The following is a 16,678-nucleotide window of genomic DNA, read 5'->3' as shown; positions in this document are numbered from 1 at the left end:
CTGCGGTCAGAGATAGACCGCCGGCCCACCGAGGGCCAGCGGCAATAGTTTATTCCGGGATGGTGAATATCTGACCGGGATAAATCAGGTCAGGATCGCGGATCGCGCCGCGGTTGGCCTCGAACAGTTTCACGTACAGGATACCATCACCGAACCGGTCGCGCGAAATGGCCCAAAGCGTGTCGCCTTCCTGCACGGTGACCGCGCGGATCGGGGGCGTATCTGGTTCGCCCTCGGGCTCATCACTGGCCTCTGCCGCGCGCAGCACCTCTAGCGGTTCGCGCTTGAACGGGGTTTCCAGGCGGCTGACCACTGTACCATCCGAGGCGATTTCATCGACGCGCAATGTATATATACCGGGATCAATTCCCTCGAGTTCGCTGCGCCATTTACCATCATCAACCGGCGACAGATCATCAACAAGCTGGTTATCCAGATACAGTCGCACCGCAGACCCGTCCGGGACCCGGCCGGTAAGCTCTACGTCGCCAACGTCGGAATAGCCGATCGTGTCCAAAGCCACCTCGTCCGAGGCGTCGGGTTCGGCGGTTGGAGACTGAACCAACTCAACCCCGTCCTCGCCGGAACGCAGAATGGCAACTTGTTGATTTTCATCGCCTTCTTCAGCGGTTTCTTGTGCCGTCTCCTGGGGTTGATCCGCAGACGGTTCTGCGGGCGCATCCGCCGTTTCGACATCCCCGGTCGTCGTTTCATCTGTTGGCTCTGACGAGGGTGTGTCTTGTGCCCCTGCTGTTTCGTCGCCGGAGGGCGCAGCGTCACCCGTTTCGGCAGCGGCGACCTGCTCGGTCGTCGGTTCAGGTTCAGGTTCAGGTTCAGGTTCAGGCAAGGCTGCAATCAAATAGTCGTCCGAACGAACGGGTTGATCCTGGCCCGCAGTTTCCAACGTAAGCCCGCGCGCATCGTCTGAAAATGGAATCGAAAGGAACTCGGCAAACTGACCGGTGTTATCGACGGTAAAGCTGTGCACTTGCTCACCATCCAGCAGGACACGAACATCCGTGCCTGGCTCTGCATTGCCAGAAAGAACGGTATTGCCGTCCGGCTCAACAAAGATCTGGTCCAGAGTCGGTGGCGCGACACCCGGGTCAGCCTCAGCCGTTTCCGTCGCCGGTGCGGTCGCGGATTCAGACGGATCAGCGGTTTCCGGTTCCTCAATTGCTGTGCTCTGATCCTCGGACGGTGTGGAAACCGAACTGGCCTCTTCCGTGGTTTGGACAGAGGTGTCTTGCTGCGGTGAAGCTTCCTGAGGACCCGTCCCGAAGACGCCGGACAGGTACAACCCGCCCGCCCCGACTAATGCAACGATGCCGGCAATCACCCCCCAGATGAAAGTACCGGAGCTTTCGCTTCCCGACTTGGAGTTCATTCTTTTCCTTTCGCTCCGCAGCGCAAGTGCTTTGAGCAAAACACATTCTGCCTAACGGTTGAGCCAATCTATCAATCCCGCTATCACGGGTCAAAACACCATATACAAGCCCGGAGAAGCCAACCCATGTCTCAGAAATCTGTCTGTGTGTATTGCGGGTCACGAAATGGCGCGAATCCGGCCTATTCCGACGCGGCGCAACACTTTGGAACCCTTTTGGCCAAAGAAGGCTGGCGGCTGGTCTACGGGGCCGGGGATGTGGGGCTAATGGGCGAGGTCGCGCGAGCTGCGCAAGCCGCTGGTGGTGACACGTTCGGCGTCATCCCCGTGCACCTTCTGCAACGCGAAGTCGGCAAGACGGACCTGACCCGTTTCGTGGTCACCGAGACGATGCACGAGCGCAAGAAGGTCATGATCATGAACGCCGATGCGGTTATTGTCCTGCCCGGCGGCCCGGGGTCGCTGGATGAGTTGTTCGAGGCGCTCACCTGGCGGCAGCTGGGCCTGCACGAAAAGCCCATTCTGGTCATGAATGTGGATGGCTATTGGGATACGCTGCACGAGCTGTTGCAACAGGTCATCGGCCAAGGCTTTGCAGACGCATCGCTGTCGGATTTCATCACTTGGGTCGATGGCCCGAAGGCTGCAATGTCAACGCTCAGGAAAGTTCTGACTTAGGCTGACAGATGTACGGGCGGCCAGAACCGCCCGTTTGCCATCGCCAAATTCAAGTCGCCGGAGCAAGGCGCTGTCGCAGCACCTGTTCGACCTTATGCATCGGATGATTGGTCAGAGTTTTATCGACCTCGGCAACCACTTTACCCAGCACTTCGCTGTGCAACCGCCGACGCAACAACCCCAGAACATGCGGGCTGGCTACCAGGACCAATCGTTTATAGGCCCCTTTTAAACCCTTACGGTTTAACAGGTTGGCGACATCCTGCACGAACAGGGATTTCGCATGGGTTTTCCATTTGCTCTCTTCCACGGCCGATTTCTGATGTGGCGCCGTGTCAAAACGACGACCGGCCCGGTCCGAGGGCTTGGTCCTTGGTCCGTCGCTTTCTTCTACGGATACGACAACCAGATTGGGATCTTCAGCGTCGGTGATATTCTCCATGAACAGCGCCTTTTCCCCGTCGGCGATGACAACCCATGTTCCCTGTGCAAGTTCGACCATTGTGTTCTCCTGTAATGGCGTTTTTTTGGCCATCCCTCATGCGTCAGGCACAGCTTACCCGAGACGCGCCAAAGTCATTCAGCGCGGTGCCTGACCGTTTTCTTAGTGGTTTGCAGCTCTCTCCCTCCGCATACTTTAGCTAGGTATTGCGGGGCGGCGTACAATAGGTCTCAATTCGAAAGTTGACGTATAGGCAGGTTTTCTCCTGCGGCGGAGTTGCAGGGTCACGCCGGCACTGTCGAATAGCTTTTTGGCTAATGTCAGCTTGCGGGACGAAGCATGGGTATTTGGGCTAACCAAATTGATGGGTCTGCCAGTCAGTGTCGGATTGAATTTGGTTTTGCTTCAATGAGCCGGCACCTGTGTCATGGGCTTCGGGCCGCTGGTCTTGATGTGGTCTGGATGGAAGCACGGCAAGTGAACGCGACTCGTTCGGCGATACGTAACAAGACCGACAAAACGGATGCGCGAGGGATTGCACAGGTGTTGCGATCTAATTGATTCTGTAAATTTTTCATCAAGAGCCGCAAGGCACACGCGCTAAGAACACTACTGAGAAGCCGCACGGCTGTTCAAAGGAAATGCATCGATTTGACCAACGAAGTCCGCGGCTTGTTCAGGGTCTTCGGCCAGCAATTGCCGTCGCATGTTGATCAGGGGTCTTTCGACGAACGGGTCATACCATTGATCGAGGCATCCAGATCTCGCGCGTGCGCTTCTGCCGCTCCTAGATGCACGCGTGATGCTGTACAGAACCTACTGAGAGCTGGATCGCCGGGCAAAGCAGACGCTTCCCTCTTGATCTCTGGAGGATAACTGTCACTCGCTGCTGCTCTACGATGTATTACTTTTGGGTGATCTCTCCATAGAGAGCTGAGGTGCGAGTTCCGCGCGTATTTAGTCTCGTGTCGAACACATTTCGGCAAGTTTTCAATTGGCGGCTTGAAATAGCAGCTCGTATCCCACAAGCATTTAGTAAATCACTGTCGCATTCGTTAAACGCCTGATGACGGATTTTTTTTTGGACTAAGTGACATAATTTAAAGGATTATGATGCGCACAGTCGTATTGTTTTTTTCGCTTGTCCTCTTGGTGTTTGCTGGAACTGCTCATGCTCAAGGCGTCACCCCTCTTTCTGAGAAAGGCGGATTATACGCAGCCTATGTGGTTCCGAGGGATGACTTCGACCGTGTGGACGTGCAGCTAATTGTTCTATCGGGGGCGTATGATGATCCAGAACCATCCGGTACAGCTCATCTAGCTGAGCATCTGGCCGCGTTTTCAGCGGACGCCACAATACTTAGAAAGCCCCGAGGGCGCGATATCTACGCGACAACGCATAACGTATCAACGGTGTACACGAATTCCGGCGTACCTTCTGACATAGAAATGTTGCTGCAGCTGTCTCGGGCAGTCCTTGACACGCCATCGCTGCCAGAAGGATTTGCGGAAAGCGAAATTGATATCGTGCAGCGTGAAACATTTCTTCGTGAAAGGCAGTCTCCGCTTCGTTGGCTCAGAAGAATTGCACTTCAAAACCTCTACGGCACTTTGCGCGGCCGTGCAGACAACACCATTGAAGATCTTCCGCAATTGAACCTTGAGAAGGCCTATCAGTTTCACAAAACTCACTATACGCCGTCCAATGTGACGTTAATCGTGTCGGGACAAATTGAACCTAGTAAAGCTGAAGAACTCGTTGCTCGTATATTTGAGGACACCGAACCTTCTGAGGCCCCTCAAAAACGCTGGTTAGACGACAAACCAGACCCTGAGGTTCGGTTTGTTGAACGCATTCGGTCGGACAAGTTGGCGCATGACACAATCCAGTTTGCGAAATTCGTGGACTTCGAAGATCGATCAACCAGCATCGATATGCAGGGCGCATTTTTTATCGCCACCGATGTTTTGAACGAAAGGCTTTACAAGGCCCTGTACTATCAAGACGAGCGCGTTTTCAGCGTCGACGCTGACTGGTTTTTTGCCAAAAATGCTGATCTGGAACTTACCATAGATTTGCACCTAATGCCCGGCTTCAGCTTGGACGCGGCGCATAACCATCTGACAGAAACTCTGGCCAATTTGTTGAACGAACCGATCACAAGGGATGAAATCAATCAAGCGCGCCGGATGCAGGTCGTTGGATCCAGAAATGCCGCGCGCCGGCCCACAGAGTTTCTATCATTCCTGTCGAATGTGGCTTCTGATGGTTTCCCCCCTCTCACACCGACTGTATTTGTCGACATCTTGAACGATACGACAGATCAGGACGTTATTGATTTTGCCGAAAAGGTCATCAAGCCATCAGCCACTTCGGTCGTGTTGGCCGAAAAAGCAGAGTAACATGCAGACATTAAAAAGCCGGTTCATTTCCTCTCTCTTATTGGTTCTCAGCCTGCTGTCAGCGCAGCAGGTCCGTGCGGAGCTGATCGCAACGACCGGTGATGCAAATTTTGCCTATCTGATGCCTCTGGAAAACGGCATTTCTGAGCTCACCTTGGTTTGGCCGATAGATCGACCGACGATAGACCGGGTGGCCGCATTGCGTGCAGGTCTCTCAAGTGTAATTTCTGGAGGAACATCAAGCCGTTCTTCCTACAAAATTGCTGAGTACAAGCAGTTGAAAGGGATCAAGCATTACGTCGAAACAAGTCGCCGTAGTCTGATGCTCACGGTCTCGGCGCCAAACGAAGTCTTTCCAGAGACCATCGTTCACCTCGAAAACCTCTTGCTTGAGGCGGAATGCTCGGACGACTGGTATGCAAGAGAGCTGCAGTATTTCAACTCTACCAAGTCTACCAGAACCAGGAGGCCAGAAGATGTTCTGAAGGAAGTGGCGCATTTCCTGGAGTACGAACCTGGCGACGCAGATGCTGAGGTTGGGGGTGGCGAATTTCGTTTTGGTCAACCCATTCAGGCAATCCTATGATCCGGAGACCAAGAAGTAGAACGCCGCACTCTTCGATTGGTCAGCAAGCTTCCGCGCCTGAAGGGAAAGTGGAATTTGCCTTTCGCAAAATGGGCTGAAGCGTTGATTGGCACGAATGAGGAAGATTTCAGCCTTCCGACGGGTGTCATTCACTTTGCCGATCCTGACTCTACCGAGATGCTGATCCTTTTTGTCAAAGCTGAAGAGTTTGAAGATGAGATTGACCAGGTTGGGACAAATGTCTTGGTGGATTACATCGGTGCCAGTCAAGGATCCGAGATGTTTCGTATTATCCGCCAGGAATTGCGCGCGGCTTACGATCCACGCTCAGACTTCGTTGTCATGGGTAAGAAAAAGGCGATTATCTCGCTAAGCGCCACAGTTGAGGCCGTGAACTGGCCCGAAGTCTATGAGAGAATAACGGACATTTACCAGAGTGTCCGCAGCGGGAAAATTGAACAAGAAGGTTTGGGGATTCAGTTCAGTCGGTTGGACCGGGCTTACTATCGCGATTTTTTTACTGAGCCTGTCTGGGGTGCGCGACAATACCTGCACGAATATCCCGAGGGTACTGACGGCACTATCGAAATTCCGCTTTTTAGCGCTTTTCAATCACTGTCATTGGAGCAGACGGCAGCAAACTCACGTGAGCTTTTGCCGCCTTTGGAGGATTTCCTCCTTATATTGATCGGAGGCGGAAGCTCACCTTCGGACATCTTGCCGTCAAAAGGTTACTGTGCGCTGCCCAAAAGCACTCCCTTAAGGTTTTGCCTTGATGCGCTGCCGAGTGCTGAAAACCTTTAAACGAAATGCAATTGTAGTTGGCCTTTTGAAAGGAAGCACTAGCCCCTGCGAAGCTCATTCGCCGCGCAGAGCAGTCATAGGTGTTTAGTGCAGCATTGTGCAAATTAGGCTCAGACCGGACTTGCGGCAGTACAGAAAGTTGAAATGGCAGGTTTTCTGCCGATTCAATTCAGCTTTGCAGACAAACAGTGAATTCGCTGAATTTGCTTGAATGTCGGCATTGCTATCGCCTGCCAACCTGATGATCGCCAATCCAGGCGCGCTGATCCCAAGTTGTGATTTCACTCGTCAGCCACCTCATCACAGGCCCTTGGTTGGTCGCGTTTGTTGTGAGGAAATCCACCGTCCTCAGGATCGCGTTCTGCGCGAATTCGTACTCCAGAACCCTCAACTCGCCGCCTAAGATTTCTCGCTCCACCGAAACGACCGGCAACTCTGCCCAGCCCAAGCCACCTATCACAAGCGCCTTTCTGGTGATCGAAGTACTTGAGATCCAAACGTCCGGGCTGAATATGCGGTCTCCAGCGACTGAGGCTTCTGAACTCGGTTCCACCGCTTGACGGTATTGGGACAGGTCTTTCCGCCCCACGGTCGCCAGTTTAGCCAGCGGGTGGTCAGCGTGACACACGGGCACCACCCTCTGAAACCCGACGCCCAGGCATCTGTAGCTTTGCGCCTCCTTGGGCGCCTCACATACGAAAGCAGCGTCTGCATCACCTGATTGAACTGCCTTTAGAACAGAAGGCCTCGAAAGCTGCTCCACCCGGAGTTCCAGGCTTGGGAACCTATCGGCTGTGCCTGTTAACAAACTTCGAACACGATCCACCAACAACCCATCTTCGACAAAGAAGGAAAACCTTGGCTCAACAGATCCGCTTAACGCCTCGGCTTGCCCCCGAAGCATGTCCATGCTGCTCAATACCGACCTTGCGTGCTTTAGCAGTGACTCACCGGCTTCCGTTAACACGGGGCGATAACCATCTCTGTGGAATAACGACAGATCCAGATCGATTTCCAGATTGGAGATCGTCGCGCTAATGGCAGATTGAGCTTTGCCCAGCTTTCGCGCAGCGGCCGAGAACGAACCACACTCAACAGCAGTGACAAAAGCGCGTAACTGCTCGATTTCGGGCATTCGTAACTCCATCTAAAAATCCTATGGACTTTAACTTTCTATATCTATCCTTCCTCTGATTAAAGAGCATCTGATCAAGAGATTTTTTGCATTGAGGACAAACGGTATGAAAGCGCACTCCCCATTGAGCTTGGCAGCGGTAATTGCGTGCACATTCACTGGCGGAGCAGCGACCGCGCAAACAACAGCCTGCAATACTGCTTTGGACATTGATCTGCCATCGGAGTGCGAAGACGTGAAAGTTACCCATCCGGTCCATGGGCTTGAGAATTTTCGCGAACTCACAACTCCTGATGCGGGGATCAGGCCCGGTGTGCTCTTTCGCTCGGATCAGTTGGATGGCCTTTCCGATGCCGCCATTGCCGAGCTGAATGGCCTCGCTATCGAGACCATCGTTGATTTGCGTACCCCGGAAGAACTGGAAACGCACCCAAACGCGCAGATTCCTTCGGTGGATTTCAACGCCAATCTGCCCATTGGCTCGGATCCAGCCGACATCGCCAAGATCATGCCCATCGAGATCGCGTCTCAAATCCGCCCAATGTGGTTTGACGGCAAGTTCGATGAGATCGACCAGATGCTTGCGGATCACGATGTCGACCTGCGCCAGATCAGGATTGACCGCTACCGGGACTTTGCGACCAAGTTTGATCCGCAGGTGTCCCGGTTCCTGCATCTGCTCACCGATGCGAACAACTTTCCGATGCTATTTCACTGCGCAGGCGGAAAGGACCGCACAGGATACATGGCGGCCGTCACCATGTTGACGTTAGGCTATTCCGAAGAGGATGTCGTGCGCGATTACCTGACCACCAATGCCTTCACCTACGACGAGCTCGAGCAACTGGTTGGCAAGGGCCCCCACTCGCTGCGCCCGGCCTTCGGTGCGCATCCGGAACAAATCACAGCCTCTCTTCAGGCGGTCAAGGATGCTCATGGCTCTTTTGACACTTATCGCCGCGATATTCTTGGCATCAGTGATAAGGAGGTGGAGGCGATCAGGCAAAACCTACTCGTGCAGAACTGAGGCGCTGACAAACGAAAAAAACGGTTTTCTAATTGCCGACAATCGTACGACCTGAAGCATCAGTTGCTTCGGGCTCGAAGCAGTCAATCGATGCGGATTGCAAAACGCAGCATCACCATCAAAAACAGCTATCTAAACAAGAAAGGACCTGCCAGCGTCACCGCCAACAGGCCCTTGAAAAACCCTTATTGGGTTAACAATCACATCCGCGATGCAACGTTTTCCCAGTTCACCAGATTGTCGAGGAAGTTCGACAGGTAAGCCGGACGCTTGTTGCGGAAATCGATGTAGTAGGAGTGCTCCCACACGTCGCAACCCAGCAACGCGGTTTGACCAAAGCACAGCGGGTTCACGCCGTTTTCAGTCTTGGTCACAGCCAACGAACCGTCTGCGTTCTTGACCAGCCACGCCCAGCCCGAGCCGAACTGACCGGCACCAGCAGCGCTGAACTGCGACTTGAACTCGTCAACCGAGCCAAAGCTTTCAGTCAGTGCTTTTTCAAGCTCACCGGGCATTGCGTTGCCGCCGGGCCCCATCATTTCCCAGAACTGGTTGTGGTTCCACAGCTGGCTGATGTTGTTGAAGATGCCGTTTTGCGCGACGGCGTTTGCGTCGTAGGTGCCAACGATGATCTCTTCCAGCGACTTGCCGTCCCACTCGGTACCAGCGATCAGCTTGTTGCCGTTGTCGACATAGGCCTTGTGGTGCAGGTCGTGGTGATATTCCAGTGTTTCCGCGGACATACCCTTGGCTGCCAGCGCGTCATGTGCATAAGGAAGATCAGGAAGTTCAAAAGCCATATCGGCCCCCTGTTAAAAATGTAAGTTGCGGTTCCCAAGGTTAAATGCTTTGGCAGCCGCCGCAGGTCAAGAGCCGAGACAAGAAAACCCGGAGGCAGGCGATGCTTACACAGGCGCGCAAGATGTTTTACCGCGCCCGCGGATACTATGCGGGCCAGCTGAATGGCGAGCCGTTTCGTCTGGACCCTTATCATTCGAAATTTTGGCGCAAGGCGTCTGATGGCAAGTGGGAGCCTGAAACTTTCGCGGTGCTCGACAAGTATCTGTCGGCAGATCGGGATTATCTGGACATCGGTGCGTGGATTGGCCCCACGGTTCTGTACGGTGCCCGCCAAGCGCGGCACGTCTGGTGTTTCGAACCGGATCCGACGGCTTTTCGGCATTTGGCCTGGAACCTCGACCTGAACGACATCCGCAATGTTTCGGCCTTTGGCGTGGCGTTGTCGGATCAGTTCGGAGTGGCACGCATGGCGTCGGTACGCGGCGAGCCGGGCGATTCCACCAGCTCACTTTTGCATGACGGAACACACGGCAACGACGCCTTGACGATCGCATGGGACCAGTTCGAGGCCGCGAATGACCTGTCGGGTGTATCTCTGGTCAAGATGGATATTGAGGGGGCTGAGTTTTTTGTGCTGCCAACGATCCTGCCCTGGTTGAAACGGACGCGACCTACTCTGTACCTCTCACTCCACTCACCGCTTTTGCCCGAAGAAGACAGGTACCAGCGGACATCGGACCTGCTGGAAAGCCTCTCCTTTTATTCTGAAGTAAGCGACGAAACCGGAAGCCCGCTGGATGTGCAAAAAGCGCTCAGCCCAACGGAAATAACGCGGTACCGCACGGTACTTTTTTCTATCTAGTAATGCGGCCGCTAGCCCTGTCTAAGTAGTTGTTTCCTCACTTACCAATCTGGCGGGTGCTCGTTGAATAGCACCCACGGAAGAGTTTTTGAGAAAGCAAAATGACAGCATCGCCTACGGGGATTGCTGAGACGATCTTTTCCGCACAATCAGTTCTGGCGGATACTGTCGAATACAAATGTGAAATCACGAAGTCGGACGGCCATGGCTGAATCGCGCCAGTTTTGCGCATACAAGCGCTGCCAACAAACCATATGGTTCGGGAGTTTGCAGCGTAACCACCGGGTAAAGAAAGCCTCGGTGTGGCCGGGGCTTTTCACTTCACTTCGGTTCAGTAAACCCCGACTTCGCTGCCGGGCTGCGCCGCAACTTTAAGCAGCTTGAACACGTAGTCTGCGGCCGACCGGAAACAGACAACACGGAAGGTATCGGCGTCATCCATCCAGAACGCCCCTGCCACCTGCGCCAAGCGCGAGCGGCGGATCTGACCCGGTTGAAATACCTCAGCCGACAGCTCGACCGGGGCAAGTTTGCCCAGCACCTCACGCGCATTGCTGCCCGAGATACGGAAAACCGCGCGGGCGTCCGAGACGTTGACCGCCAACGCGTGTGTACCGCTCAGCGCGTTGGTCAACGCCGCCAGTTTGGCCTCAACCTCGGCGTAAGGAACAAGCACCAACAATTCATCGGTGGACATCCAGCAGACGCCGGACTCACCGTCGACCAAGGCTTCGCGCTGATCGGGCATCTTCTGACCCGTTGCGTCCTTGACGGCCTTGGCCAACACCTTGTCGGACAGGTCGCCGCGCAAGGTAATCATACCCTGCAGGCCACATTCCCGGACCTTGGCGATGCCATCATACCTTGCATGGTTCAGTGCGCTGATGGGTTCAGACATTCTGCTTCTCCCCGTCCTTATCGAAGAAGATCGGGTCCACGATCTTAGCTTTGTAGGTTTTGCCATCGGTACCCGGGAACTCGACGATCTCGCCCATGCGGTCGGGACCGTGCTTGATCAGACCCATAGCGATGCCCTTGCCCAGATTGGCCGAGTAATAGGTCGAGGTCACCCGTCCGATCATATTGCGCTGCCCGTTGGCGTTGACGCCCTCGCCGACTGCGTAAGCTCCGTCAGGGATAACCGAACCATCCACAGTCTCTAGACCAACCAGTTTCCAGCGGTCCGGATCGGCCATGTGGCTGCGTGAATGGGCACGTTTTCCGAGGTAGTCCTCTTTCTTTTTCGAAAGCGCCCAGTTCAGCCCCAGATCCTGCGGGATCACGGTGCCGTCGGTCTCGTCCCCGATCATGATAAAGCCCTTCTCGGCCCGCAGGATGTGCAGACATTCAGTGCCGTATGGCATGACGCCGAACTCTTTACCTGCGTCCATCAATGCATCCCAGAATGCCTGACCCTGGCTGGCGGGCACTGCAATCTCATACGACAGTTCACCTGAGAACGAGATGCGGTAGGCCCGGCAATCGAAATCTCCGATCTTGCCATCACGCCATTCCATGAAGGGCAGCGCTTCTTTCGAAACATCCATACCGCCCAATTTCTCCAACACCTTGCGGGCGTTGGGGCCAACAACCGCGACCTGAGCGTATTGCTCGGTCACGTTGGCGACGTAGACTTTCCAGTCCCACCACTCGGTCTGCAGCCATTCTTCCATATGGGCATGGATGCGTTCGGCTCCGCCGGTGGTTGTGTGGCACAGCCAAGTGTTCTCTTCGATACGAGCAACAACACCGTCGTCGATCAGGAAACCGTTTTCCGAGCACATCAGGCCATAGCGGCATTTGCCGACCTTCAGCGTGGACATCATGTTGGTGTACATCATGTCGAGGAACTTGCCGGCGTCCGGGCCTTTGACGATCAGTTTACCCAGTGTCGACGCGTCCAGCAGACCAAGGTTTTCGCGGGTATTCTTGACCTCGCGGTTTACTGCGTCGTGCACAGATTCACTAGGACGTACATAAGCGTAGGTCCGGCGCCAGTGGCCGACCGGCTCCCAATCCGCGCCGTTCTTGTCGTGCCAGTCATGCATCGGCGTTTGACGGATCGGTTGGAACACGTCGCCCCGCGCTTCGCCGCCAATCGCACCCATCGAAATGGGCGTGTATGGCGGACGGAACGTGGTGGTGCCTACCTTTGGAATTTCCGATTCCAGCGCATCAGCAAGAATCGCCAGTCCGTTGATATTGCTCAACTTACCCTGATCTGTCGCCATACCCAGTGTAGTGTACCGCTTAGTATGCTCGACGCTTTCATAGCCCTCGCGCGCGGCCAGTTGCACGTCAGAGACTTTGACGTCGTTCTGGAAGTCCAGCCAGGATTTCATGCGTAACTGCACTTCGGCATTGGCGGGCATCAGCCAGACCGCTTGCATAGCGGCCTCTTGCGTGGCCTCACCAGCCGGAGCTTTGGTGTTCTTTGGCTTGAAGCCAGCAGCTTTGGCGGCCGCTTTGCCCGCAGCGTGCGCGTCCGTCAGAACATCGCCCAATGCCAGAGGGCCATTAGACGCACCAGCAGCCACAACAAATCCCTCGCCGTTCGCGCCCAGTGGTGGCCGTGCCGGATCGGGGCGGAAATGCGCGTGTGCCTCGTCCCAAATCAGCTTGCCGCCGCAATGCGACCACATATGAACAACCGGGGACCAGCCGCCAGACATGGCAACCGCGTCGCACTCAACTTCTTCGCGAGCGCCACCGATACCTTCCTGATTGCAGATTTCGACCTTTTTGACGCGCTTGCCGCCTTTGACTTTGGCAATGGCCTTGCCGGGGTCGACCCGGATGCCAAGCTGTCGCGCCTCTTCGGCCAGCGGTCCGGCTGCAGCGCGCGCATCAATAACACGCAGAACATCGACACCTGCCTGTTTGAGGATGATCGCTGTGCGATATGCGTCGTCATTGTTGGTCGCGACGATCACACGCTCGCCCGGGGTGACGCCCCAATTCACCACATAGTCGCGCATGGCCGAAGCCAGCATGACGCCCGGAACATCGTTGCCCGCAAATGACAGCGGGCGTTCGATGGCGCCTGTCGCAGTGACGACCTGCTTGGCCCGAATACGCCACAGGCGATGACGGGGACCTTGTGTGCCCGGTTTATGATCGTTCAGACGCTCATACCCCAGCACATAACCATGGTCATAGACACCCGCGCCCATGCAGCGGTTGCGCATGATAACGTTGTCCATTGTTTCCAATTTGGAAACCAATTGTTCCACGAACTTATCCACAGGCTCATCATTGATGGTCCCGCCATCGACCGGAGCGCGCCCACCCCAATGCGCGGTTTGCTCGATCAGCAGAACCTTCGCACCGGTCTCGGCCGCCGCCTTGGCCGCTTGCAACCCGGCGACACCGCCACCGATCACCAGAACGTCGGTGAAGGCGTAGAAGTGCTCGTAGGTGTCTGCGTCGCGGTTGTCTTTGTCGGGTGCTTTACCCAGACCGGCCGACCGCCGGATGATCGGCTCATAGACGTGTTTCCAGAATGGCTTGGGGTGGATGAACGTCTTGTAGTAGAAGCCCGCTGGCAGGAACCGCGCCAGCGCCGTGTTCACGGCACCGATGTCGAATTCCAGGTTCGGCCAGTGGTTCTGTGAAATTGAGGTCAGACCGTTGAACAGCTCGGTCGTGGTGGCGCGCTGGTTCGGCTCGAACCGGTTACCCTGCCCCAGGCCGACCAGCGCGTTCGGCTCTTCCGCGCCGCTGGCCACAACACCGCGCGGGCGGTGGTATTTGAACGACCGGCCCATCATCATCTGATCATTGGCCAGCAGGGCCGAGGCAAGCGTGTCGCCCTCGTACCCCTGCATCGAGGTGCCGTTGAAGGTGAAGGTGACCTGTTTCGACCGGTCAATCAGCCGGCCTTGTTTTGCGAGACGGGTGCTCATGTTGCTGACCTTTCGCAGGCGGAATTAGGGATGGCAGCGTGGATCATTCGTACTCTCTCCACGTCCAGCCAGGACGCTTTGCAGTGATCGCGTCCTTGAGTTCTTTCGGCGGCTCGGTGGTCTGGGCGGAATAGGTTCCGAACACTTCGAGCGTTTGTGTGCAGCGAGCGGCGTGGAACCACTTGCCGCAGCCGTTGCTGTGGCGCCAGCGTTCGAAATGAACGCCTTTGGGGTTTTCACGCATGAACAGGTAGTCGTGGAATTCGCCATCCGACGAGCCGGGACCGAAGCGTTTCAGATGCGCCTCACCTCCGGCGGACAGTTCAGATTCTTCGGCGTCAACGCCACAGTAGGGGCAATTCAGGATCAGCATTTGTTCATCACACCTATTTTCATTGAGTAGGTACGGGCTGTTCTTCGACAGCCAATGGAACCATGTTTTCAAAGTGGAACATGGCTTCGATGGGGATAGTGATGGCGTTCGGGCGCACTCCGACAATGTCATCCGCAATCTGATACGCAATCATTCCAGCAGCATTCAATGTGGAAACGATCGATCCCTTGGCTTCACGATTGCCAACATTGCATTCGATCAAGGCAACCTTGGCTTCGAGGCTGGAAAAGTCGACGCTGTTTAGGACAGTGACTTCGTGTCCCTCAACGTCCACCACAAGTACATCAGCTTTGCGAGTTCCATGCTCAGTCAGAATATCATCCAAACGTCTGGTACGCACTTCTGTGCTGACAACCGCGCTTTCCGGAATGGTTAATCCCTGTTTGCGATTGGCACGTTGCACCGCGCTTTCCATTCGACCTTTTTCGACGGAGGCACATCCACGCAACCATCCCGGGCAGCTGCTCTTCAGGCGTTCATCCATATGATACAATGCCATCTTACCCGGTGTCTCAGAAACCGCAGCGTTCACCAAGACAACGTTTGGATTATTCCCATGCAAGCCCTCAAGTTCCTGGAAGTACACCGGATGCGGTTCAATGAGCACACCTGACCAAGTGTCTTTTGACCAATAGCGAAAAAGCGGGTCTTCCAGCTTACCGTCATTTGCACCGACTTGGACAACGTGCACGTGCTCGGCCCGAGCATCCAAACAGGCAAGCAGGAAGTCCCGCATGGCAAGCTTGGATTTGCGGGGTCGCCCCGGCACGGAAGACGGTAGGTCGTTCAGGTTCACAGCCGTGCTCCTTGCGCCAAACGAACGAAGCCACAAGCGCGATCTGACGGTATCGCAACGCAACTATTGTGTGCAGGGGAATATGCAGGGATTAACATTAGTCCACACATCAGTGTGCCACCCCGGCCGCGACGCTTTCGTCGATGAAGCGGCCCTCTTTGAAGCGGTCCAGCGTAAAGGCTTCGGTCAGCGGTGAGTGACCTGTGGCCATCAGCTGCGCCATGCCCCATCCCGATCCGGGGATCGACTTGAAGCCACCCGTGCCCCAGCCACAGTTGATAAAGCAACCACCCAAAGGCGTTTTTGACAGGATCGGAGACCGGTCGCCGGTCATGTCCACAATCCCGCCCCACTGGCGCAGCATTTTCAGGCGCGAGATCATCGGGAAGGTTTCGACCAGTGCGCGAACGGTTTCCTCAATATGATGGAAGCTGCCGCGCTGGGTGTAGTTGTTGAAGGCATCAGTGCCGCCGCCGATCACCATCTCACCCTTGTCGGACTGAGACATGTAACCATGCACGGTGTTGGCCATTACGACCACGTCCATGCAGGGCTTAATCGGCTCGGACACCAATGCCTGCAGCGCGATCGCCTCCAGCGGCAGACGGAAGCCCGCCATTTCGGCCAACTGTCCTGAATGGCCCGCAACCACCATGCCCAGCTTGTCACAGTCGATCGAACCTTTGGTGGTATCGACGCCAACAACGCGGCCGTTTTCGGACCGAACGCCTTTGACCTCGCATTGCTGGATGATGTCCATGCCCATCGCGGAACAGGCGCGGGCATAGCCCCACGCCACGGCGTCGTGACGCGCGGTACCTCCGCGTTCCTGCCACAATGCGCCCAGAACCGGATAGCGCGGACCGTCGATATTGATGATCGGTACCAGTTCCTTAACGCGCTCAGGGGTGATCCACTCGGTCTGAACACCTTGCAACGCGTTGGCATGAGCCGTGCGCTGGTATCCGCGAATTTCGTGATGGGTCTGGGCCAGCATCATAACGCCACGGGGGCTGAACATAACGTTATAGTTCAGTTCCTGGCTCAGATCCTCGTACAGGCTACGCGCTTTTTCGTAGATCGCTGCCGAAGGGTCCTGCAGGTAGTTCGAGCGGATGATAGTCGTGTTACGACCGGTGTTACCACCGCCCAGCCAGCCTTTTTCGATCACGGCGACATTCTGGATGCCGTAGTTCTTACCCAGATAATAGGCCGTGGCCAGACCATGACCGCCCGCACCGACAATGATCACGTCGTATTTCTTCTTGGGTTCGGGCGAACGCCAGGCGCGTTCCCATCCGGTGTGACAGCGCAGCGCTTCGCGCGCTACAGCAAAGGCTGAATAGTGTTTCATAGGCGAATCCATCCGGTTCGGTGATTGCGCGAAGATATGCCGCGTAACACCAGCGCGCCCCTGCCGTTCAACGCCGTAATATCGCACTATTGCGACATAGGCCC

16 protein-coding genes are annotated in these 16,678 nt (G+C 55.6%); 7 read left to right on the top strand and 9 right to left on the bottom strand.

The window, feature by feature from the left end; genetic code table 11:
- Positions 1-49: 49 nt before the first annotated feature.
- Positions 50-1,387, bottom strand: coding sequence for a LysM peptidoglycan-binding domain-containing protein (locus AC2FFH_RS07740; protein ID WP_496844150.1), 1,338 nt, complete (start codon positions 1,385-1,387; stop codon positions 50-52).
- A gap of 126 nt (positions 1,388-1,513) precedes the next feature.
- On the opposite strand from AC2FFH_RS07740, the gene AC2FFH_RS07735 reads away from it, so the two are divergent.
- Entirely contained in the window at positions 1,514-2,065 is a 552-nt protein-coding gene (locus AC2FFH_RS07735) for an LOG family protein (protein WP_496844149.1), read from the top strand.
- 49 nt (positions 2,066-2,114) lie between these two features.
- Here AC2FFH_RS07735 and AC2FFH_RS07730 read toward each other — a convergent pair whose 3' ends face one another.
- Complete coding sequence (locus AC2FFH_RS07730) at positions 2,115-2,567, bottom strand: baeRF12 domain-containing protein (RefSeq protein WP_496844148.1); 453 nt, start codon at positions 2,565-2,567, stop codon at positions 2,115-2,117.
- A 279-nt stretch (positions 2,568-2,846) separates the two neighbouring features.
- On the opposite strand from AC2FFH_RS07730, the gene AC2FFH_RS07725 reads away from it, so the two are divergent.
- From AC2FFH_RS07725 to AC2FFH_RS07710, 4 genes are all read left to right on the top strand, one after another.
- Positions 2,847-3,068, top strand: coding sequence for an IS110 family transposase (locus AC2FFH_RS07725; protein WP_496844146.1), 222 nt, complete (start codon positions 2,847-2,849; stop codon positions 3,066-3,068).
- Between the two features lie 549 nt (positions 3,069-3,617).
- Complete coding sequence (locus AC2FFH_RS07720; protein ID WP_496844145.1) at positions 3,618-4,910, top strand: M16 family metallopeptidase; 1,293 nt, start codon at positions 3,618-3,620, stop codon at positions 4,908-4,910.
- A 1-nt stretch (position 4,911) separates the two neighbouring features.
- Entirely contained in the window at positions 4,912-5,496 is a 585-nt protein-coding gene (locus AC2FFH_RS07715; protein ID WP_496844144.1) for a hypothetical protein, read from the top strand.
- Positions 5,497-5,571: 75 nt separating this feature from the next.
- Positions 5,572-6,300, top strand: a complete 729-nt coding sequence (locus AC2FFH_RS07710) for a hypothetical protein (protein WP_496844143.1) — start codon at positions 5,572-5,574, stop codon at positions 6,298-6,300.
- A 223-nt stretch (positions 6,301-6,523) separates the two neighbouring features.
- Here AC2FFH_RS07710 and AC2FFH_RS07705 read toward each other — a convergent pair whose 3' ends face one another.
- Positions 6,524-7,435, bottom strand: coding sequence for a LysR family transcriptional regulator (locus tag AC2FFH_RS07705; RefSeq protein WP_496766932.1), 912 nt, complete (start codon positions 7,433-7,435; stop codon positions 6,524-6,526).
- 106 nt (positions 7,436-7,541) lie between these two features.
- Here AC2FFH_RS07705 and AC2FFH_RS07700 point away from each other — a divergent pair, with 106 nt between their 5' ends.
- A complete protein-coding gene (locus tag AC2FFH_RS07700; RefSeq protein WP_496844142.1) occupies positions 7,542-8,462 on the top strand; it encodes a tyrosine-protein phosphatase in 921 nt (306 codons plus the stop codon).
- A 200-nt stretch (positions 8,463-8,662) separates the two neighbouring features.
- Here AC2FFH_RS07700 and AC2FFH_RS07695 read toward each other — a convergent pair whose 3' ends face one another.
- The gene (locus AC2FFH_RS07695) at positions 8,663-9,262 is read right to left on the bottom strand and encodes a superoxide dismutase (protein ID WP_113789565.1); all 600 of its coding nucleotides are present in this window, start codon (positions 9,260-9,262) and stop codon (positions 8,663-8,665) included.
- A gap of 101 nt (positions 9,263-9,363) precedes the next feature.
- Between AC2FFH_RS07695 and AC2FFH_RS07690 the strand changes: the two genes are divergently transcribed.
- Positions 9,364-10,125, top strand: a complete 762-nt coding sequence (locus tag AC2FFH_RS07690) for an FkbM family methyltransferase (protein ID WP_496766930.1) — start codon at positions 9,364-9,366, stop codon at positions 10,123-10,125.
- Positions 10,126-10,456: 331 nt separating this feature from the next.
- Here the strand turns inward: AC2FFH_RS07690 and AC2FFH_RS07685 are convergent, their stop codons facing one another.
- From AC2FFH_RS07685 to AC2FFH_RS07665, 5 genes are all read right to left on the bottom strand, one after another.
- On the bottom strand, positions 10,457-11,023 hold the full coding sequence (locus AC2FFH_RS07685; protein ID WP_496766929.1) for a sarcosine oxidase subunit gamma: 567 nt from the start codon (positions 11,021-11,023) through the stop codon (positions 10,457-10,459).
- The gene (locus tag AC2FFH_RS07680; protein ID WP_496844141.1) at positions 11,016-14,030 is read right to left on the bottom strand and encodes a sarcosine oxidase subunit alpha family protein; all 3,015 of its coding nucleotides are present in this window, start codon (positions 14,028-14,030) and stop codon (positions 11,016-11,018) included. The genes AC2FFH_RS07685 and AC2FFH_RS07680 overlap by 8 nt, the downstream gene beginning before the upstream one ends.
- A gap of 43 nt (positions 14,031-14,073) precedes the next feature.
- A complete protein-coding gene (locus AC2FFH_RS07675) occupies positions 14,074-14,403 on the bottom strand; it encodes a sarcosine oxidase subunit delta (protein WP_109311456.1) in 330 nt (109 codons plus the stop codon).
- A gap of 19 nt (positions 14,404-14,422) precedes the next feature.
- A complete protein-coding gene (locus AC2FFH_RS07670; RefSeq protein WP_496766926.1) occupies positions 14,423-15,220 on the bottom strand; it encodes an FkbM family methyltransferase in 798 nt (265 codons plus the stop codon).
- Between the two features lie 109 nt (positions 15,221-15,329).
- A complete protein-coding gene (locus AC2FFH_RS07665) occupies positions 15,330-16,574 on the bottom strand; it encodes a sarcosine oxidase subunit beta family protein (protein WP_496844140.1) in 1,245 nt (414 codons plus the stop codon).
- Positions 16,575-16,678 lie beyond the last annotated feature (104 nt).

Source organism: Ruegeria sp. YTSC003 (genome assembly GCF_059609785.1).
This window is presented reverse-complemented; position numbering and strand designations above follow the sequence as displayed.